This window comes from Burkholderia sp. E168m15 (assembly GCF_016586105.1).
In the GTDB taxonomy this organism is placed as follows: domain Bacteria; phylum Pseudomonadota; class Gammaproteobacteria; order Burkholderiales; family Burkholderiaceae; genus Burkholderia; species Burkholderia orbicola.
Window position 1 is genome coordinate 1 of record NZ_BCPO01000022.1, and the last position, 17,987, is coordinate 17,987.

Annotated in this window: 9 protein-coding genes and 1 pseudogene; 3 read left to right on the forward strand and 7 right to left on the reverse strand. The window is 69.4% G+C overall.

The features are described from left to right. Window positions 1-13: 13 nt before the first annotated feature. Window positions 14-1,508 (reverse strand): annotated as a pseudogene (locus JMF86_RS03285) (FAD-linked oxidase C-terminal domain-containing protein). A 38-nt stretch (window positions 1,509-1,546) separates the two neighbouring features. Further along, on the reverse strand, window positions 1,547-2,956 hold the full coding sequence (locus tag JMF86_RS03290; protein ID WP_011694156.1) for an FAD-binding oxidoreductase: 1,410 nt from the start codon (window positions 2,954-2,956) through the stop codon (window positions 1,547-1,549). Between the two features lie 136 nt (window positions 2,957-3,092). Here JMF86_RS03290 and JMF86_RS03295 point away from each other — a divergent pair, with 136 nt between their 5' ends. Beyond that, on the forward strand, window positions 3,093-3,644 hold the full coding sequence (locus JMF86_RS03295; RefSeq protein ID WP_011544630.1) for a cob(I)yrinic acid a,c-diamide adenosyltransferase: 552 nt from the start codon (window positions 3,093-3,095) through the stop codon (window positions 3,642-3,644). A gap of 94 nt (window positions 3,645-3,738) precedes the next feature. Further along, a complete protein-coding gene (gene hmpA / locus JMF86_RS03300; protein ID WP_077179136.1) occupies window positions 3,739-4,947 on the forward strand; it encodes an NO-inducible flavohemoprotein in 1,209 nt (402 codons plus the stop codon). A gap of 76 nt (window positions 4,948-5,023) precedes the next feature. Here hmpA and aroG read toward each other — a convergent pair whose 3' ends face one another. The 4 genes from aroG to JMF86_RS03320 form a co-directional block, all read right to left on the reverse strand. Next, window positions 5,024-6,097 (reverse strand): 3-deoxy-7-phosphoheptulonate synthase AroG, encoded by a 1,074-nt coding sequence (gene aroG / locus JMF86_RS03305; protein WP_006476851.1) that lies wholly within the window; start codon window positions 6,095-6,097, stop codon window positions 5,024-5,026. Window positions 6,098-6,495: 398 nt separating this feature from the next. Continuing rightward, complete coding sequence (gene tldD, locus JMF86_RS03310; protein ID WP_006476850.1) at window positions 6,496-7,962, reverse strand: metalloprotease TldD; 1,467 nt, start codon at window positions 7,960-7,962, stop codon at window positions 6,496-6,498. Window positions 7,963-8,046: 84 nt separating this feature from the next. Further along, window positions 8,047-8,874 carry a carbon-nitrogen hydrolase family protein gene (locus JMF86_RS03315; RefSeq protein WP_077179137.1) on the reverse strand — a complete coding sequence of 276 codons (828 nt, stop codon included), beginning with the start codon at window positions 8,872-8,874 and terminating at the stop codon, window positions 8,047-8,049. Between the two features lie 62 nt (window positions 8,875-8,936). Continuing rightward, window positions 8,937-13,136, reverse strand: coding sequence for a YhdP family protein (locus JMF86_RS03320; RefSeq protein ID WP_201316710.1), 4,200 nt, complete (start codon window positions 13,134-13,136; stop codon window positions 8,937-8,939). A 233-nt stretch (window positions 13,137-13,369) separates the two neighbouring features. Between JMF86_RS03320 and glnE the strand changes: the two genes are divergently transcribed. Beyond that, window positions 13,370-16,177, forward strand: coding sequence for a bifunctional [glutamate--ammonia ligase]-adenylyl-L-tyrosine phosphorylase/[glutamate--ammonia-ligase] adenylyltransferase (gene glnE / locus JMF86_RS03325; RefSeq protein WP_201316711.1), 2,808 nt, complete (start codon window positions 13,370-13,372; stop codon window positions 16,175-16,177). 144 nt (window positions 16,178-16,321) lie between these two features. On the opposite strand, the gene recN is transcribed toward glnE, so the two are convergent. Beyond that, window positions 16,322-17,971 (reverse strand): DNA repair protein RecN, encoded by a 1,650-nt coding sequence (gene recN / locus JMF86_RS03330; protein ID WP_201316712.1) that lies wholly within the window; start codon window positions 17,969-17,971, stop codon window positions 16,322-16,324. Window positions 17,972-17,987: the final 16 nt, after the last annotated feature.

The window sequence follows — 17,987 nt, forward strand, 5'->3', positions numbered from 1 at the left end:
CCGCGCGCGCCGCTCAGAAGCGCGGCAGGTCGGGGTGCGGCAACAGCCCGCCGCGCACGTGCTGGCGACCGTATTCGGCGCAGCGCGCGCGGGTCGGGATGCCCTTGTCCGGATTCAGCAGCCCGGCCGGATCGAATGCGCGCTTGACCGCGAAGAACGCGTCGCGCTCCTGCGGCGAGAACTGCACGCACATCGAACTTGAGTTTTTCGATGCCGACACCGTGCTCGCCGGTCACGCTGCCGCCGAATTCCACGCAGCATTCGAGGATTTCCGCGCCGAACTGCTCGGCGCGGTGCAACTCGTCCGGGTCGTTCGCGTTGTACAGGATCAGCGGATGCATGTTGCCGTCGCCCGCATGGAACACGTTGATGCAGCGCAGTCCGTAGCGGGTTTCGAGCTGCTCGATGCGTGCGAGCAGCGGGCCGATCGCGCGGCGCGGCACGGTGCCGTCCATGCAGTAGTAATCGGCGGAAATGCGCCCGGCGGCCGGAAACGCGTTCTTGCGGCCGGACCAGAACCGCAGCCGCTCGTGTTCGTTGCGCGACACCTGGATGCGCGTCGCGCCGTGTTCGCGCAGCACGGCCGTCATCCGGACGATTTCCTCGGCGACTTCTTCCGGCGTGCCGTCCGATTCGCACAGCAGGATCGCCTTCGCGTCGAGGTCGTAGCCCGCGTGCGTGAACGCCTCGACCGCTTGCGTGGCGGGCTTGTCCATCATCTCGAGCCCGGCCGGGATGATGCCCGACGCGATGATCGCCGCCACCGCCTCGCCGCCCTTGACGACGTCGTCGAAGCTCGCCATCACGAGCTGCGCGGTCTGCGGCTTCGGAATCAGCCGTACCGTGACCTCGGTGACGATCGCGAACATCCCTTCGCTGCCGATCATCACGGCGAGCAGGTCGAGGCCCGGCATGTCGAGCGCGAGCGAGCCGAATTCAACCACCTCGCCGTCGATCGTCACCGCGCGCACGCGCATCACGTTGTGCACGGTCAGACCGTATTTCAGGCAGTGGACGCCGCCGGAATTTTCCGCGACGTTGCCGCCGATCGTGCAGGCGATCTGCGACGACGGATCGGGTGCGTAATACAGGCCGTACGGCGCGGCCGCCTCCGAGATCGCGAGGTTGCGCACGCCGGGCTGCACGGTCGCCGTGCGCGCGTACGGATCGACCTCGACGATGCGCGTGAAGCGCGCGAGCGATAGCACGACGCCGAGCGCGATCGGCAGCGCGCCGCCCGACAGGCTCGTGCCGGCGCCGCGCGGCACGATCGGCACTTCCATGCGGCGGCAGATCTGCACGATCCGCTGCACCTGCGACTCCGTTTCGGGCAGCGCGACCGCGAGCGGGAGCCGGCGGTACGCGGACAGGCCGTCGCATTCGTACGGCGCGGTGTCCTCGTCGCGGTACAGCAGGCAGTGCGTCGGCAGTACGGCCATCAGCGCCTGCACGACTTCGCGCTGACGCTGCGCGCGTGCGGCGCTCGACAGTTCGACGGGAGCGTTCATGAGGTCTCCTGCGTGCGGCGCGAGCTCGCGCCGCCGGGTCAGCACGTGAAAATCTTGCCTGGATTCATCAGGTTGCGCGGATCGAGCGCGAGCTTGATCGCGCGCATCGTGTCGATCGCGTTGTCGCCGTGCTCCTTCGGCAGGAAGCGCATCTTGTGCAGCCCGATGCCGTGCTCGCCCGTGCAGGTACCGCCCAGCCGCAGCGCGCGCTCGACGATCCGGTCGTTGATGTGCTCGGCTTCGGCGAGTTCCTCGGGCTTGTCGGGATCGATCAGGATCGCGACGTGGAAATTGCCGTCGCCGACGTGGCCGACGATCGGGCAGGGCAGCGACGACGCGCGCAGGTCGACCTCGGTTTCCTCGACGCACGCGGCGAGCTGCGAGATCGGCACGCACACGTCGGTCGTCACCGCTCGGCAGCCGGGCTTCAGCTGCAGCATCGCGAAGTACGCGTTGTGGCGCGCGGACCAGAGCCGCGTGCGATCCTCGGGGCGGGTCGCCCATTCGAAGCCCTGGCCGGCGTTCTGGCCGGCGAGCGCCTGCACGAGTTCGGCCTGTTCCTTCACGCCGGCCTCGGTGCCGTGGAATTCGAAGAACAGCGTCGGCGCTTCGGTCAGCGTCAGGTTCGAGTGGCGGTTGATCGAGCGCACCGCGAGCGCATCGACGAATTCGACGCGCGCGATTGGCACGCCGATCTGGATCGTCTCGATCACCGTGCGCACCGCGTCGCCCATCGTCGGGAACGTGCAGATCGCGGCCGACACGGCTTCTGGCAGCGGGTGCAGGCGCAGCGTGATTTCGGTGATCACGCCGAGCGTGCCTTCGGACCCGACGAACAGGCGCGTGAGGTCGTAGCCGGCCGACGACTTGCGTGCGCGGGAACCGGTTTTGACCACGCGGCCGTCCGCGAGCACCGCAGTCAGGCCGAGCACGTTCTCGCGCATCGTGCCGTAGCGGACGGCGTTGGTGCCCGACGCACGGGTCGCGGTCATCCCGCCGATGCTGGCGTCGGCGCCCGGATCGATCGGGAAGAACAGGCCGGTGTCGCGCAGCGCTTCGTTGAGCGCCTTGCGCGTGATGCCGGGCTCGACCGTCACGGTCAGGTCCTCGGCGTTGATCGACAGCACGCGGTTCATTTCCGACAAATCGAGCGACACGCCGCCGCGCACCGCGAGCAGGTGACCTTCGAGCGACGAGCCGGCGCCGTACGGGATCAGCGGCACGCTGTAGAGCGAACACAGCGACACGACTTCGCGCACGTCGTCGGTGCTGCGCGCGAACACGACGGCGTCGGGCAGTTGCGGATCGAACGGGGATTCGTCGCGGCCGTGATGGGCGCGGACCGCGTCGGCGGTCGACACGCGCTCGCCGAAGGCGGCGCGCAGCGCATCGAGCATGGCGGGAGGCAGCGGGCGGCGCGTGGCGGCCGGCGGGGCAGGGTGATTCACGAACGTCTCCTGACTGCTTGTCGAACTGTCGGCCCATTCTACGCTGTAACGTCCGCTGCGCCTCCCGCCGCGGGCTGCGATAATTGCGTTCCAGCCACCCGGGCCGCATGGCGGCCGCGCACGAGAGGACATTCGCATGGGCAACCGCTTGAGCAAGATCGCGACGCGCACGGGCGACGACGGCACCACCGGCCTTGGCGACGGACGGCGCATCGGCAAGGACGACGCGCGGATCGCCGCGATCGGCGACGTCGACGAACTGAACTCGAATCTCGGCGTGCTGCTGGCCGAGACCCTGCCGGACGACGTGCGCACGGCGCTCGTCACGATTCAGCACGACCTGTTCGATCTTGGCGGCGAGCTGTGCATTCCTGGCCACGCGGTGCTCGACGACACGCATCTCGCCCGCCTCGACCGGTGGCTTGCCGACTACAACGCGACGCTGCCGCCGCTGAAGGAGTTCATCCTGCCGGCCGGCTCGCGCGCGGCGTCGCTCGCGCACGTCTGCCGAACCGTGTGCCGCCGCGCGGAGCGCTCGATCGTCGCGCTCGGGCGCGGCGACACGCTCAATGATGCACCGCGGCGGTACGTGAACCGGCTGTCCGACCTGCTGTTCGTGCTGGCGCGCGTGCTGAACCGCGCCGACGGCGGAACCGACGTGTTATGGGAGCGCGGGCGCGTCCGTTAGCCTGCCGTCACATTTTTGCGCACTGCGACAATTTGACCGGCGAGCGTTTATTTTTAAACATGTATTGTGTGTGCATGTTTAACGGAGAACGAACATGACCCACATCACCGCTGACCAGATGGCCCGTGTGAAGGCCACCGCCCCCGTCCTTGCCGAGCACGGCGCGACGATCACGAAGCATTTCTATCAGCGCATGTTCGCGCGTCATCCGGAACTGAAAAACCTGTTCAACCAGACGCACCAGAAGACCGGCAGCCAGCCCGAGACGCTCGCGAAGGCCGTTTATGCGTATGCGGCGAACATCGACAACCTTGGGGCGCTTGGCGGCGCGGTGTCGCGCATCTCGCACAAGCACGCCAGTCTGAACATCCGCCCCGAGCATTACCCGATCGTCGGCGAGAACCTGCTCGCATCGATCGTCGAAGTGCTCGGCGACGCGGTCGATGCCGACACGCTCGAGGCATGGCGCGTCGCGTACGGCCAGCTCGCGCAGATCCTGATCGGCGCCGAGGCCGATCTGTACGCGAACGCCGCGTGGAGCGGCTTCCGCCCGTTCAAGGTCGCGCGCAAGGTGCGTGAAAGCGACGAGATCACGTCGTTCTACCTGACGCCGGCCGACGGCGGCGCGGCGCCGACGTTCGAGCCGGGCCAGTACATCACGGTGAAGCGCTTCGTCGGCGATCTCGGCGTCGACCAGCCGCGCCAGTACAGTCTCTCGGATGCGCCGCACGGCAAGTGGCTGCGCATCTCGGTGAAGCGTGAGGCCGGCAAGCCGGAAGCGATTCCGGCCGGCAAGGTGTCGACGCTGATGCATGACGGCGTCGAAGCGGGCGCGATCGTCGAAGTGACCGCGCCGATGGGCGACTTCTCGCTGAAGCGCGACGTGGATACGCCGGTCGTGCTGATCTCGGGCGGCGTCGGCATCACGCCGATGATGTCGATGGCGTCGACGCTGATCGCGGCGGGCAGCCCGCGCGACGTGCGGTTCATTCACGCCTGCCGTTCGGGTGCCGTGCACGCATTCCGCGACTGGCTGAACGACACCGTCGGCGAGCACGCGAACGTCAAGCGCACGGTGCTGTACGAGCTGGTGGGCCCGAACGATCGCGCCGGCATCGACCACGACCTCGAAGGGCGCCTCACGCCGGAGCGCGTGAAGCACTACGCGCTGGTGCCGGATGCCGATTACTACATCTGCGGGCCGGTCGCGTTCATGAAGGCGCAGCGCGACGCGCTCGTCGCGCTCGGCGTCGCGCCGGAACGCGTGAACACCGAGATCTTCGGGTCGGGCGCGCTCGAGTGATGCGCGCACGGACGATCTCCGGCCAATAAAAAGCCCGGCGCGAGCCGGGCTTTTTCGTTGCGACGCAGGCTATCGGTCAGTTCCCGCTACCGCGCGCGACGCGCCGTGCCTTCACCGATTCCGCGAGGCCTTCGAGCACCTTCACGCTGTCGTCCCACGCAATGCACGCGTCGGTGATGCTCTGGCCGTAGGTCAGCGCGCAGCCTTCCTTCAGGTCCTGGCGGCCCTCGACGAGGTGCGACTCGATCATCACGCCGACGATGCGTTCGTCGCCGGCCGCGATCTGGCGGCCGATGTCGGCGCACACCGGGATCTGGTTCTCGTGCTTCTTCGAGCTGTTCGCATGGCTCGCGTCGATCATCAGGCGTGCGGCGAGGCCGGCCTTGCCGATGTCCGCGCACGCGGCGTTCACGCTGTCCGCGTCGTAGTTCGGCGCCTTGCCGCCGCGCAGGATCACGTGGCAGTCCTCGTTGCCGGCCGTCGACACGATCGCCGAATGGCCGCCCTTGGTCACCGACAGGAAATGGTGCGGCTGCGACGCGGCCTTGATCGCGTCGACCGCGATCTTCACGTTGCCGTCGGTGCCGTTCTTGAAGCCGACCGGGCACGACAGCCCCGACGCGAGCTCGCGGTGCACCTGCGACTCGGTCGTGCGTGCACCGATCGCGCCCCACGAGATCAGGTCGGCGATGTACTGCGGGCTGATCATGTCGAGGTATTCGGTCGCGGCCGGCAGCCCCATTTCGTTGATCTGCAGCAGCAGCTCGCGCGCGGTGCGCAGCCCTTCGTTGATCTTGAAGCTGTTGTCGAGGTGCGGATCGTTGATGAGCCCCTTCCAGCCGACCGTCGTGCGCGGCTTCTCGAAATAGACGCGCATCACGATTTCCAGTTCGCCCTTGAAGCGCTCGCGTTCCTTCACGAGCCGGCCCGCGTATTCGATCGCCGCCTTCGTATCGTGGATCGAGCACGGCCCGATCACCACGATCAGCCGGTCGTCCATCCCGTGCAGGATGCGGTGCATCGACTGGCGCGAGTGGTAGATCAGCTCGGACGCGGCTTCGGAGCACGCGAATTCGCGGATCAGGTGGGCGGGCGGCGTCAGTTCCTTGAGTTCGCGGATGCGGACGTCGTCGGTGTTGTGCGGGGGCATGCTGTTTCTCCTAATTTTCCGGGGCGCCGTTCGGTCAGTGCGCGTGCGGCAGATTCATCAATTCGGGCGATTCAGTGGTGTCGGTCGGGGCTGCTGAACGGCTGCGGCGGCGACCGGCTGGCGAAGGGCGAAAAAAAACCGCCGGGTTCGCCGGCGGTTTTTTCGGGAATTTCGGTTGCGCTTTACGCGCCATCAACCCTCTCGATCCGCCAGTGGTCTGAGATACCAAAAAAAGTAAAAGTAAAACTTGGCGGACATGACGGAAATTCGGCTCGTCAAAAAAGTTGATTCGGAATTTATACCCGGTCCCCGCGCGGCTGGCAACCGGGGGCGCTCAAAAATGCGGACAATCCGCGCGTTTTCATCAAAATGCGCGGATTGTCTGCGCCGCGATGCGGTTATGCCGTACCGCCGACCGTCATCTTGTCGATCCGCAGGGTCGGCTGGCCGACGCCGACCGGCACGCTCTGGCCTTCCTTGCCGCATACGCCGACGCCCGTGTCGAGCGACATGTCGTTGCCGATCATGCTCACGTACTTCAGCGATTCCGGGCCGCTGCCGATCAGCGTCGCGCCCTTCACCGGGTAGGTGATCTTGCCGTTCTCGATCATGTACGCCTCGGACGCCGAGAACACGAACTTGCCGTTCGTGATGTCGACCTGGCCGCCGCCGAAGTTCACCGCGTACAGGCCGTTCTTCACCGATGCGATGATTTCCTGCGGGTCCTTGTCGCCGTTCAGCATGTACGTGTTCGTCATGCGCGGCATCGGCAGCGCCGCGTACGACTCGCGCCGCGCGTTGCCGGTGACCGGCATCTTCATCAGGCGCGCGTTCAGCGTGTCCTGGATGTAGCCCTTCAGGATGCCGTCCTCGATCAGCGTCGTGCACTGCGTCGGATTGCCTTCGTCGTCGATGTTCAGCGAGCCGCGGCGGTTCGGCAGCGTGCCGTCGTCGACCACCGTCACGCCCTTCGCGGCGACCTGCTCGCCGATCCGGCCCGCGAACGCGGACGAGCCCTTGCGGTTGAAGTCGCCTTCGAGGCCGTGGCCGATCGCCTCGTGCAGCAGCACGCCCGGCCAGCCCGGCCCGAGCACGACCGTCATCGCGCCGGCCGGCGCGGGGCGGGCGTCGAGGTTGACGAGCGCCGCGTGCACCGCGTCGTCGACGTAGCGCGACAGGACTTCGTCGGTGAAGTAGCCGTAGTCGAAGCGGCCGCCGCCGCCGCCCGAGCCGATCTCGCGGCGGCCGTTCTGCTCGGCGATCACCGTCACCGACACGCGCACCAGCGGCCGGATGTCGGCCGCGAGCGCGCCGTCGCTGCGCGCGACCAGCACGACGTCGTATTCGCCGGCGAGGCCGGCCATCACCTGCGTGATGCGCGGGTCGCGCCCGCGCGCCATCTGCTCGATGCGCTCCAGCAACTTGACCTTGGCCGTCGCGTCGAGCGACGCGAGCGGGTCGGACGGCAGGTACAGGTCGCGGCCCGAGATGCCCGTCAGCGACGAGGCGGCCTTGATCTTCTGGCGGCCGCCGCCGGCCGCCGCGATCGCCTTGGTGGCGGCGGCGGCTTGCGCGATCGCCTCGGGCGACAGGTCGTCCGAGTACGCGAACGCGGTGCGGTCGCCCGCGACCGCGCGCACGCCGACGCCCTGGTCGATGCTGAAGCTGCCCGATTTGACGATGCCTTCCTCGAGGCTCCACGCTTCGCTGCGGGTCGCCTGGAAGTACAGGTCCGCGTAGTCGACGCGATGCGTGAAGATGTCGGCGATCGTGCGCGTGAGCAGGCTTTCGTCGAGGCCGTACGGCGTGAGCAGGATGTCCTTCGCCAGCGCGAGGTTGCGGATGCCGGGTTCGATGATGTTCATGCGGATATCGGGATTCTCAAAAAGTTGTCGGGTGCTGCCGGGCAGATGGGTGGGCCGCACGGCGTTTCAAGCGGTGCGGCGGATTCAGGTCAGCACGCGGTGCCGCCACGCGGGCAGGCTCTGGCGTACGTCGGCGATGCGTTGCGGATCGAGCGTGCCGAGCACGACGCTGGCGCCCTCGTCGCGCACCGCGACGATCTCGCCCCACGGGTCGATCAGCATGCTGTGGCCCCACGTGCGCCGGCCGTTCTCGTGCTTGCCGCCCTGCGCGGCCGCGAGCACGTAGCACTGATTCTCGACGGCCCGCGCGCGCAGCAGCATTTCCCAGTGCGCGCGGCCCGTCGTATACGTAAACGCCGACGGCACGACCATCAGCGCGCAGTCGCCCATGCGGCGATACAGCTCCGGAAAGCGGAGATCGTAACAGACCGACAGGCCGACCTGCCCGAACGGCGCATCGAACACGACGACCGTGTCGCCCGCGCGGATCGTGCGCGCCTCGTCGAACGATTCGTCGCCTTTCTCGAAGTTGAACAGGTGGATCTTGTCGTAGCGTGCGGCCTCGTTGCCGGACGGATCGAACACGAGCGTCGTGTTCAGCACGCGATCGGGTTCCGGCGCCTTCAGCGGCAGCGTGCCGCCGATCACCCAGATGCCGTGGCGGCGCGCGGCGTCGGCGAGGAACTGCTGGATCGGGCCGTCCCGGTACGGTTCGGCGAGCGCGAGCTTGTCGGTGTCGCGGTGGCCCATGAAGCAGAAGTACTCGGGCAGCAGCACGAGCTGCGCGCCTTCACCGGCGGCTTCCGCGATCAGGCGGCGCGCTTCGGCGAGATTGCGGGTGACGTCCGGCGTGCTCACCATCTGCAGCGCGGCGACCTGGAAGGGCGTGGCGGAACGGGCGGGGTCGGTCATCGCGGAATCGGTTGCGTCATAAATGGGGTGCGGCCCGGCGCGCTGCGCGGGTCGATGCGCGCTCAATGGCTCGAGGCATCGGCCGGGCCGTGATTCATCTTACCCTGATCGCTTCCCACCCGCTCGATGTGCGGGTGCGCCCACGAGCCGGTGATCGCGTAGTCGAGCGCGAACGCGCGCGACAGCGTCTGGGACAGCGCGTAGTTCGCGGCCAGCACGCCGACGCCGAGCAGCGGATTGATGATGGCCGCCCCGATCGCGGCGGCGCCCGCGCTGATTTTCGGCGCGACGTGCGCATGCAGGTCCTGCGTTTCGGTGCCGAGATCGACCGCGCCGCGCACGGTGACGTTCGCGGGGCCCGTCATCATCGAGAAGTCGTCGGTGCGTGCGATCCCGTTCGAAATCCGGCCGGTACCGGTGATCTTGTCGAACGGCAGCCCCTTGCCGACCACGTCGCGGAAATTCAGCGTCAGGAAGCGTGCGAGGCTCTGCAGGCTCAGCACGCCGAGCAGTTTCGCCGCGCCGGGGTCGACCTTCAGGATCTTCCCGTGTTCGAGGTCGAGCGCGACCTGGCCGCCGAGCGACGGGAAGTCGACCGCGGTCGGGCCGCCGCGCCAGCCGACCTTGCCCGTGACCGAGCCGTGGCCGTCCGCGAGCGTGCGCGGCAGGCCGACGCGGTCGAGCAGCGCGCCCGCATTGTCGATGTCGAGCTTGAAGTCGAACACGGTGCGGCGCGGCGCGTCGTTTTCGTCGGCGCCGCGGGCCAGCGCGCGGCGCGAGGTGCGCCAGTTGCCGGTCGCCGTGAGCTTCGCGGCCGGGTTCGCCAGTTCCAGCTTGTCGAGCTGCCACACGGGCGTGCCGTCTTCGTCGATGTTGCGCGCGTTGACGACGAGCCGGCCGATGTCGTGATCGCGCGCGACGACCTGGTCGACGATCAGGTCGATCGACGGCATCGGGCGATCGGTCGGCGTCGGCAGGTTCATCGCGCGGCCGACGAGGTCGTGCTGCGAACTTTGCGGCACGACCAGCTTCGCGAGCCGCGCGTTCAGTACGCCCGCGCCGTTGTGACCGCCGCCCGGCGCCCACGACAGGTAGCCCGAGACCTGGTTCGACGCGATGTTCGCCTGCCAGAGGTCGTCGACGTGCGACGCGCCGACGATCACGTTCTCCCAGTTGCGCTTGAGCAGCTTCAGCGTGCCGAAATGGAACGCGAAGCGCTTCGGCGCGAAGCTCGCGAAATCGACGCGCGGTGCGGCCTGCGGTTCCGGCGCGCGCGGCGTGTCGGGCTTCAGCGTGTGGGCGAGGGCGAGCCACGCGTCGGCGTCCAGCTCGGCGACGTCGACGGCCGCGCTCACGCCGTCCTGCGGCATGTCGGGCATCCGGTGGATGCCCATCGCGCCGCGTACCGCGCGCAGCGGCCGGCCGCGCGTCGCGTCGAGCAGGTAGGTCGCGGTCACCGGGCCGAGCGTCAGGTCGGCATGTTCGAGGCGCTTGCCGTCCGCCTGCGGCGCCGGCTGCAGCGTGAAGCGGAACGGCATCGGCGTGCCGGCCGGTTTCGCGAACGGCGCCGGGAAGTTCAGCGCGACGCCCGTCAGGTCGGATTGCGCGCTCACGTCGGGCAGGCGGCCCGGCGCGCCGCGCACCGCGACCTTGTACGGTGCGTCGCCGACCACGTGCTCGAGCAGCGCGGCGGCCGCACCGTGCAGGTTCAGGCCGCGGGCGGCGTCGAGCGCGAGCCGGCCGTCGACGTCCACCGCGTACGGGCCGTGCGACCGGAAGCTGCCGTTCGCGCGCACCGGGCCGCCGAGGAAGCGCCCCGACAGGTCGTGCAGCGACGCGCCGGCCTCGGTGAAGCGCACGCTGCCGCGCAGGGCCGACAGCGGCGGCACGCCGCTCGTCGACAGCGTGTTGCCGCCGAACGCGAGCGCGCCTTCGACGTGCGTGTGCGGATGGGGGACGTGTTGCGGAATCGTGATCTTCAGCGCGAGCGACGCGGGCCCCTGCGCGTCGATCCGCTGGCCGATATGGTTGCTCATCGTGCCGAGCGAGCTGTTGTCCGCGTAGTCGATCAGGTCGGTGAGCGGGCCCTGCGCATGGCCGTCGATGATCAGCGGCGAGTGCGACGGATTGCCGAGGTCGTCGATGCGGCCCGCGACCTTCGTCAGCGCGACGCGCTTGTAGTGCGCGCGCTGGATGTCGAAACGCAGCTTGTTCTGCGCGAGCTCGAACACGCCGTCGATCCCGTCGAGCGCCGGCCAGACGCTCGGCGTGCCGTTCGCGAGCTTGCGCGGCGGGTACGGCGTCGGCTCGAAGCGGCCGCCGGTGAACGGCGCGACGATATGGAACACGCCGGCGTCCGGCTCGTGTTCGAACGGGAATTTCTCGAGCGGGCCGCGCGCGACGATCGACGCGCCCTTGCTCACGGTGCCGTCCTGCAATGCGTGGCCGAGATAGTCGCGCAGGTGCTCGGACATCCCGGTCGGCAGGTAGCGCGGAATGCGCGCGACCGACGCGCGGGCGAAATCGGCGCGCAGGTCGAGCGTGCCGCGGCCGTGGCCCGGGTTCGTGTACGAGCCCGACACCGCGATTTCGGCATCGGGATTCGACACGAGCAGGTCGGGCAGCGACACGTCGACGCGCGCATGCTTGTCGCCGGGCGCGGGCGTGATCGTCCATTTGGCGTTGCCGCGCAACCGGTCGAACGTCAGGCGCGGCTCGTCGAATTCGCCGGGCACGGTGACCGCCGCTTTGACGGTGTCGATATGCGCGGAGCCGCCCGTCTCGTTTGCATCGACGCGGCCCCACAGGTTCTCGACACCCGGCCAGCCGGCGCGCGGGTGGCCGCGCGGCGAGAGCCCGGGCGGCGGCTCCTGCGCGGCGAAGCTGATGCCTTGCAGATCGCCGAGGAAGCGGTAGCGGACGATCGGCGCGGCGCCCATGCGCCGCTCCTCGTCGGCGAGATCGGCATGCGCGGGTTTCGCGCGCTCGACCTCGATGTGATAGTTCGACACCATCCCGCGCGGGTCGATCTTGATCAGCTCGTTGCGCAGGCGCGCCGGCAGCGGCAGCCCGCGGATGAATTCGCTGAGGATGCCGAGATCGACGCGGTCGCCCACCACGCTGAGCAGTTGCCCCTGGTTCGCGGTCGGCACGCGGTAGCGCGCCGTCAGCGTCGACAGCGCGAGCGAGCGGGCGAGCGGCGTGCCGTCCGGCAGCGGCGGCTGGCCGAGTTCCGCATTGAAGCGCGTCAGGTGCAGCGTGTAGTCGTGGCCCGCATCGAGCACCATGTCCCAGCCGAAGCCGACCGTCGGCACGTCGAGCCGCGGCTGCGTCGGGCGCACGCGCAGCGCGACGTCGGCGCCTTGCAGGTCGCCGCCCGCCGAGCGCAGGTGGCCGTCGCCGAAGGTCGCCCAGATCGCGTTGTCGATCCGGCCCGCATGGATCGTGAGCGGCACGTCGAGATAGCGCGTGAGCGTCTGCAGGTCGACGGGGCCGGTCGACAGGTAGGCGTCGCCGGTCCAGTTCGCCGGCTTGCCGATCGGCGCGAGCGGCTTGTGCCTGAAGCGCGCGCGGAAATCGAGCGGGCCGAGCAGCAGCGTGCCGTTGGCCGGCGCCTGCAGCGCCGCCTTGTGCACGCGGCCGTCGTTGAGCACCGCGATCCGGATGCCGGACAGCACGAGCTCCGGCGCGGCGTGCTGCGCATCGCGCCAGCGCAGCGTGCCGCCGCGCAGCACGATCGCCTCCTGTTTGAGCAGCCAGGTGCCGAACGTGTCGTTGCCGCCGTGGGTGGTGGCGACGCCGACGCCCGCGACGCTCAGCGAGCCGTCGGCCGCCCGCGCGACCACGAGATCGGGCTGGTCGACGATCAGGCTCGACAGCGCGGGCGACAGCCGCAGCAGCGACATCCACGACAGCGCGGCCGTCGCATGTGGCACCGACAGCGCGACCTTGCCGTCACGGCCGCGAATCGTCAGGTTCGTGAGTTCGACGCCCGGCTGCATGCCGGACCAGTTCGGGGAAAGCTTGCCGATCGAAAGCTGGGCGTGGAGCTTGTCGGACACGGCGCGCTCGATGCGCGGGCGGAATTCGTCGATGCGGGGCAACACCACGTAGCGCAGCCCGAGGAAGGCGCCGGACGCGATGAAGTAGGTGCCGATCCCGACTGCCAGCGTCACCCTGAACACGCGACGCAGGACCGGATGATCGTGCTTCGGAGGTCCCGCTTCGGGCGCAGCTACGGCGGATTCCTGACGGTCGGACATGCGGCGGACGGGCGGCGATATGGTAGTTTTGCAGACTGACGTTGAAATGTATCACAGGGGTTCGTGCCGGCGGCCGTTGGGGGCAGCACGGCACGGGCTTTCCGGCGCGCGGTGTCGCGACGGGCGCGTGCGCGTCCGGCGAGGCCGCGCCGAGTCCATGGGGCTGGCCGGCCGCGGGGCGCGCACGCGCCGGCCCGCGGCCGGCCAGCCTTTTCCGCCAGGCCCGCTTCTCGATGACCGACGCTTCCGCCCTGATCAGCACGTCCTATTCCCGATACCTTGCCCGCGCGGCTGCCGCGCGGCCCGCGCTGGCCGAACAGATTGCCGCGTGGGCGGCCGCGCCGCTTGGCCGCGCGCAGCTCGACGCGCGCCTCACCGAGTTGCTCGCGACGCCCGCCGGCACGGCCGCGCCGGGCGAGGAGCAACTGAAGCGCGCGCTGCGGCAGTTGCGCGCCGAGGCGTTCGGTGCGGTCGCGGAACGCGACCTGCGCGGGCTGGCGGACGTCGCCGAGGTCACCGGCGCGATGACCGATCTCGCCGAAGTGGCCGTGCAGCGCTCGCTCGCGCTGCTGTCGGCCGAACTCGAGGCGCTGTACGGAGAGCCGCGCGGCGCCGACGGCCAGCGCGTCGTGCTCGGCGTGGTCGGGATGGGCAAGCTCGGCGGCCGCGAGTTGAACGTGTCGTCGGACATCGACCTGATCTTCGTCTACGAGGACGACGGCGAAACCACCGGCGGCACGCGTTCGCCGCTGTCCACGCAGGAATACTTCACGCGGCTCGGCCGGCGCCTGATCGGCGTGCTGTCCGAGGTCACGGCCGACGGCTACGTGTTTCGCGTCGACATGCGGCTGCGCCCGAACGGCGATTCGGGGCCGCTCGTCTGCAGCATCGGCATGCTCGAGGAATATTTCTACGTGCAGGGGCGCGAGTGGGAGCGCTATGCGTGGATCAAGGGGCGGCTCGTGTCGGAAGGCGACAGCGACGCCGCGCAGCGGCTGGCGGCGCAGCTGGAATCGATCGTCAAGCCGTTCGTCTACCGTCGCTATCTCGATTTCGGCGTGATCGGCGCGATCCGTTCGCTGCACCAGCAGATCCGGCACGAAGCCGCGCGGCGCGCGTCGATGCGGCCCGACAAGGCCGACGACATCAAGCTCGGGCGCGGCGGGATCCGCGAGATCGAGTTCAGCGCGCAGGTATTCCAGCTGATCCGCGGCGGCCAGGATGCGGAATTCCGCGTGCGGCCGACGCTCGCGGTGCTGCGGCATGCGCAGGCGCGCGGGCTGATCGGCGACGACGTGTGCGCGCGCCTGACCGACGCCTACAATTTCCTGCGCACGCTCGAGCACCGGCTGCAGTACCGCAACGACGCGCAGACGCACGCGATGCCGGTCGAGCCCGACGAGCGCGCGGCGCTGGCCGCGTCGCTCGGTTTTGCCGACTATGCGGCGCTGATGACGGTGCTGGACGAACACCGGAACTTCGTCGAGGCGCAGTTCGACCAGATCTTCGCGGACAAGGTGAAGGGCGGCGGCCCTTGCACGGCGGGTGACGACACGGCCGCCGCGTGGATCTGGAGCGGCGCGCTGGCCGACGACGGCGAGGACGACGCGCTGGTCGCGCGCCTCGACGGCCTCGGGTTCGCCGATCCGGCCGCCGTGCTCGCGCGGCTGCGCGCGATCTGGCAATCGTCGCGCTATACCGGGCTGCCGGAAAAGAGCCGGCAGCGCTTCGACAGCGTCGCGCAGCGCGCGCTCGACGCCGCGCCGACGATCGACGCCGCGCGCCGCGACGACACGATCGTGCGCCTGTTCGACCTGCTCGAGACGGTGAGCCGGCGCGGCGTCTATCTCGCGCTGCTGACCGAATATCCGGCCGCGCTCGACCGCGTGCTGTCGGTGCTCGGCGCGACGCGCTGGGGCGGCGGCTACCTGATCCGCCACCCGCAGCTGCTCGACGAATTGCTCGATGACGAGGCGATCGCGAGCCCGTTCGACTGGCCCGCGTTCAAGGATGCGCTGCGCGCGCGGCTCGCGGCGGCCGACGGCCCCGAGCAGCAGATGGACCTGCTGCGCCACGCGCAGCATGCGGAGGTGTTCCGGATCCTGCTGATCGACCTGGCCGGGCAACTGTCGGTCGAGCATGTGAGCGACCGGCTGTCCGAGCTGGCCGACGCGGTGCTCGACGTGACGATCGAAGTCGTCTGGTCGCAGCTCGCGAAGCGCCACCGCGACGTGCCGAAGTTCGCGGTGATCGCGTACGGCAAGCTGGGCGGCAAGGAGCTCGGCTACGCGTCGGATCTCGACCTGATCTTCCTGTACGACGACCCGGACGAGCGCTCGGCGGACGTCTACACGACCTTCACGCGGCGCCTGATCACGTGGCTCACGACCGCGACCGGCGCGGGCGCGCTATTCGACATCGACCTGCGGCTGCGGCCGAACGGCGAGGCCGGGCTGCTCGTCACCGATCTCGACGCGTTCCGCCGCTACCAGTTGCGCGAGGGCGATGCGGCGAACACCGCGTGGGTGTGGGAGCACCAGGCGCTGACGCGCGCCCGCTACAGTGCGGGCGACGCGCAGATCGGCGCGGCTTTCGAGGCGATCCGCCAGCAGGTGCTGACGACGCCGCGCGACGGGGCGGTGCTCGCGAAGGAGATCGTCGACATGCGCGGCAAGGTGTTCGCCGGCCATCCGAACCACACCGAGCTGTTCGACCTGAAGCACGATCGCGGCGGGATGGTCGACATCGAGTTCATCGTCCAGTATTGGGTGCTGCTGCATGCGTCGAGCGACGCGGAGCTGATCCGCAATACCGGCAACATCGCGCTGCTGCGCGAGGTCGCGCGCTTCGGGCTGATGGGCGAGGACGAGGCCGAGCGCGTCGGCGCGGCGTACCGCAAGTACCGGAAACTCCAGCACAAGCTGCGGCTCGACGGGATGGAGAAGGCACGCGTCGATCCGGCAGTGGTGGCCGACGAGCGGGCGGCCGTGACGGCGCTGTGGGAGCGCGTGTTCGGGGCCGTTGATGTTCGGGGCGGCTGAAACGGGCGTTTGAGGCGCGCGTTCGAATTCCATGGACGATTCGGCGGCGCAAGGCGGATGCGATCGAGCGGCCGATCGTCCGTCCGTGAAAAAAGACCGGCGCACGCGCCGGTCTTCCTGCATTCGGCCAACGCGGTGCCAGCGTCAGGCCGCCAGCATTTCCTTCGCGTGCTTGCGTGTGGTGGCCGTGATTTCCAGCCCGCCGAGCATCCGCGCGACTTCCTCGACGCGGCTCGCCTTGTCGAGCGCGACGACCGACGACACCGTGCCACCGCGCTCGTCGGCGCCTTTCGCGACCTGGAAATGATGGTCGCCGCGCGCGGCGACTTGCGGCAGGTGCGTCACGCACAGCACCTGGCGGTCGCGCCCGAGCTGGTGCAGCAGGCGGCCGACCACTTCGGCGACGCCGCCGCCGATCCCCGTGTCGACTTCGTCGAAGATCAGCGTCGGCGTCGGGCTCGCCGCGCTGGCGATCACCGCGAGCGCGAGGCTGATCCGCGCGAGCTCGCCGCCTGATGCGACCTTCGCGAGCGGCCGCAGCGGCACGCCCGGGTGCCCGGCCACGCGGAACTCGACCTGTTCGAGCCCGTGCGGGCCGCCGTCGGCGAGCGGCACGAGCGCGACTTCGAAGCTCCCGCCCGCCATCGACAACTCCTGCATGCCGGCCGTGACGGCCGTGCCGAGCGCCTTGGCGGCCTGCGCGCGCGCCTTCGACAGGCGTTTGGCGTCGGCGAGATAGGCTTCCCGCGCCTTGGCCTGCGCCGCTTCGAGCGCGCCGAGATCGGCGGCCGCGTCGAGCGCGGCAAGTTGCGCGCGGCGCGCCGCATGCTCTTCGTGCAGCGTGTCGGGCGGCAGCCGGAACTTGCGGGCGGTCGAGTGCAGCGCGTCGAGACGCGTTTCGACCTGCGCGAGCCGCTCCGGGTCGAGATCGACGCGCTGCGCGTAGTGCGACAGCGAGTAGACGGCTTCCTGCAACTGGATCTCGGCCGGCTCCAGCGACGCGAGCGCATCGCCGAGCGCGGTGTCGTAGTCGGCCAGGCTGCGCAGCTTGGACACGATCGCGCCGAGCTGCGCGAGCATCGCGTCGTCGGACTCGGACAGCGCGTTGAGCGCGCCGCGCACGCCTTCGATCAGGTTCGCCGAATGCGACAGGCGCTTGTGTTCGTTGCTGACTTCGTCCCATTCGCCGGCTTGCGGCGCGAGCTTGTCGAGTTCGGCGAGCTGCCACGCGAGCTTTTCGCGCTCGAGCTGCAGCTCGCGCTCGTGCGCCTTCGCGGCGTCGATCGCCTGCGTCGCGTCGCGCCATACGCGCCACGCGCGCGCGACGTTCCCGGCATCGGCGACGAGCCCCGCATGCGTGTCGAACAGCTCGCGCTGCGCGTCGGGCCGCATCAGCAGCTGGTGCGCGTGCTGGCCGTGGATGTCGACGAGCATCTCGCCGAGTTCGCGCAGTTGCGCGAGCGTCGCGCTGGTGCCGTTGATGAATGCGCGCGAACGGCCGTTCGCGTCGATCACGCGGCGCAGCATCACGCTGTCCTCGGCGTCGAACGCGTGTTCGTCGAGCCAGCGCGCGACGCGGTCGTGCGGCGTGAATTCGGCCGTGATGTCGGCGCGACCGCAGCCGGTGCGCACGACGCTCGCGTCGGCGCGTTCGCCGAGCGCGAGGGCGAGGGCGTCGATCAGGATCGATTTGCCGGCGCCGGTTTCGCCGGAAAAGACGGAAAAGCCGCTGTCGAATTCGAGATCGAGCGCGGCGACGATGACGAAGTCGCGGATCGAGAGGTGGCGGAGCATGGTGTCGGGAGCAGCG

Bases quoted from the DNA above. Each gene is read 5' to 3' on its own strand.
- JMF86_RS03295 (WP_011544630.1), top strand. From the start codon at position 3,093: ATGGGCAACCGCTTGAGCAAGATCGCGACGCGCACGGGCGACGACGGC.
- hmpA (WP_077179136.1), top strand. From the start codon at position 3,739: ATGACCCACATCACCGCTGACCAGATGGCCCGTGTGAAGGCCACCGCC.
- aroG (WP_006476851.1), bottom strand. From the start codon at position 6,097: ATGCCCCCGCACAACACCGACGACGTCCGCATCCGCGAACTCAAGGAA.
- tldD (WP_006476850.1), bottom strand. From the start codon at position 7,962: ATGAACATCATCGAACCCGGCATCCGCAACCTCGCGCTGGCGAAGGAC.
- JMF86_RS03315 (WP_077179137.1), bottom strand. From the start codon at position 8,874: ATGACCGACCCCGCCCGTTCCGCCACGCCCTTCCAGGTCGCCGCGCTG.
- JMF86_RS03320 (WP_201316710.1), bottom strand. From the start codon at position 13,136: ATGTCCGACCGTCAGGAATCCGCCGTAGCTGCGCCCGAAGCGGGACCT.
- glnE (WP_201316711.1), top strand. From the start codon at position 13,370: ATGACCGACGCTTCCGCCCTGATCAGCACGTCCTATTCCCGATACCTT.
- recN (WP_201316712.1), bottom strand. From the start codon at position 17,971: ATGCTCCGCCACCTCTCGATCCGCGACTTCGTCATCGTCGCCGCGCTC.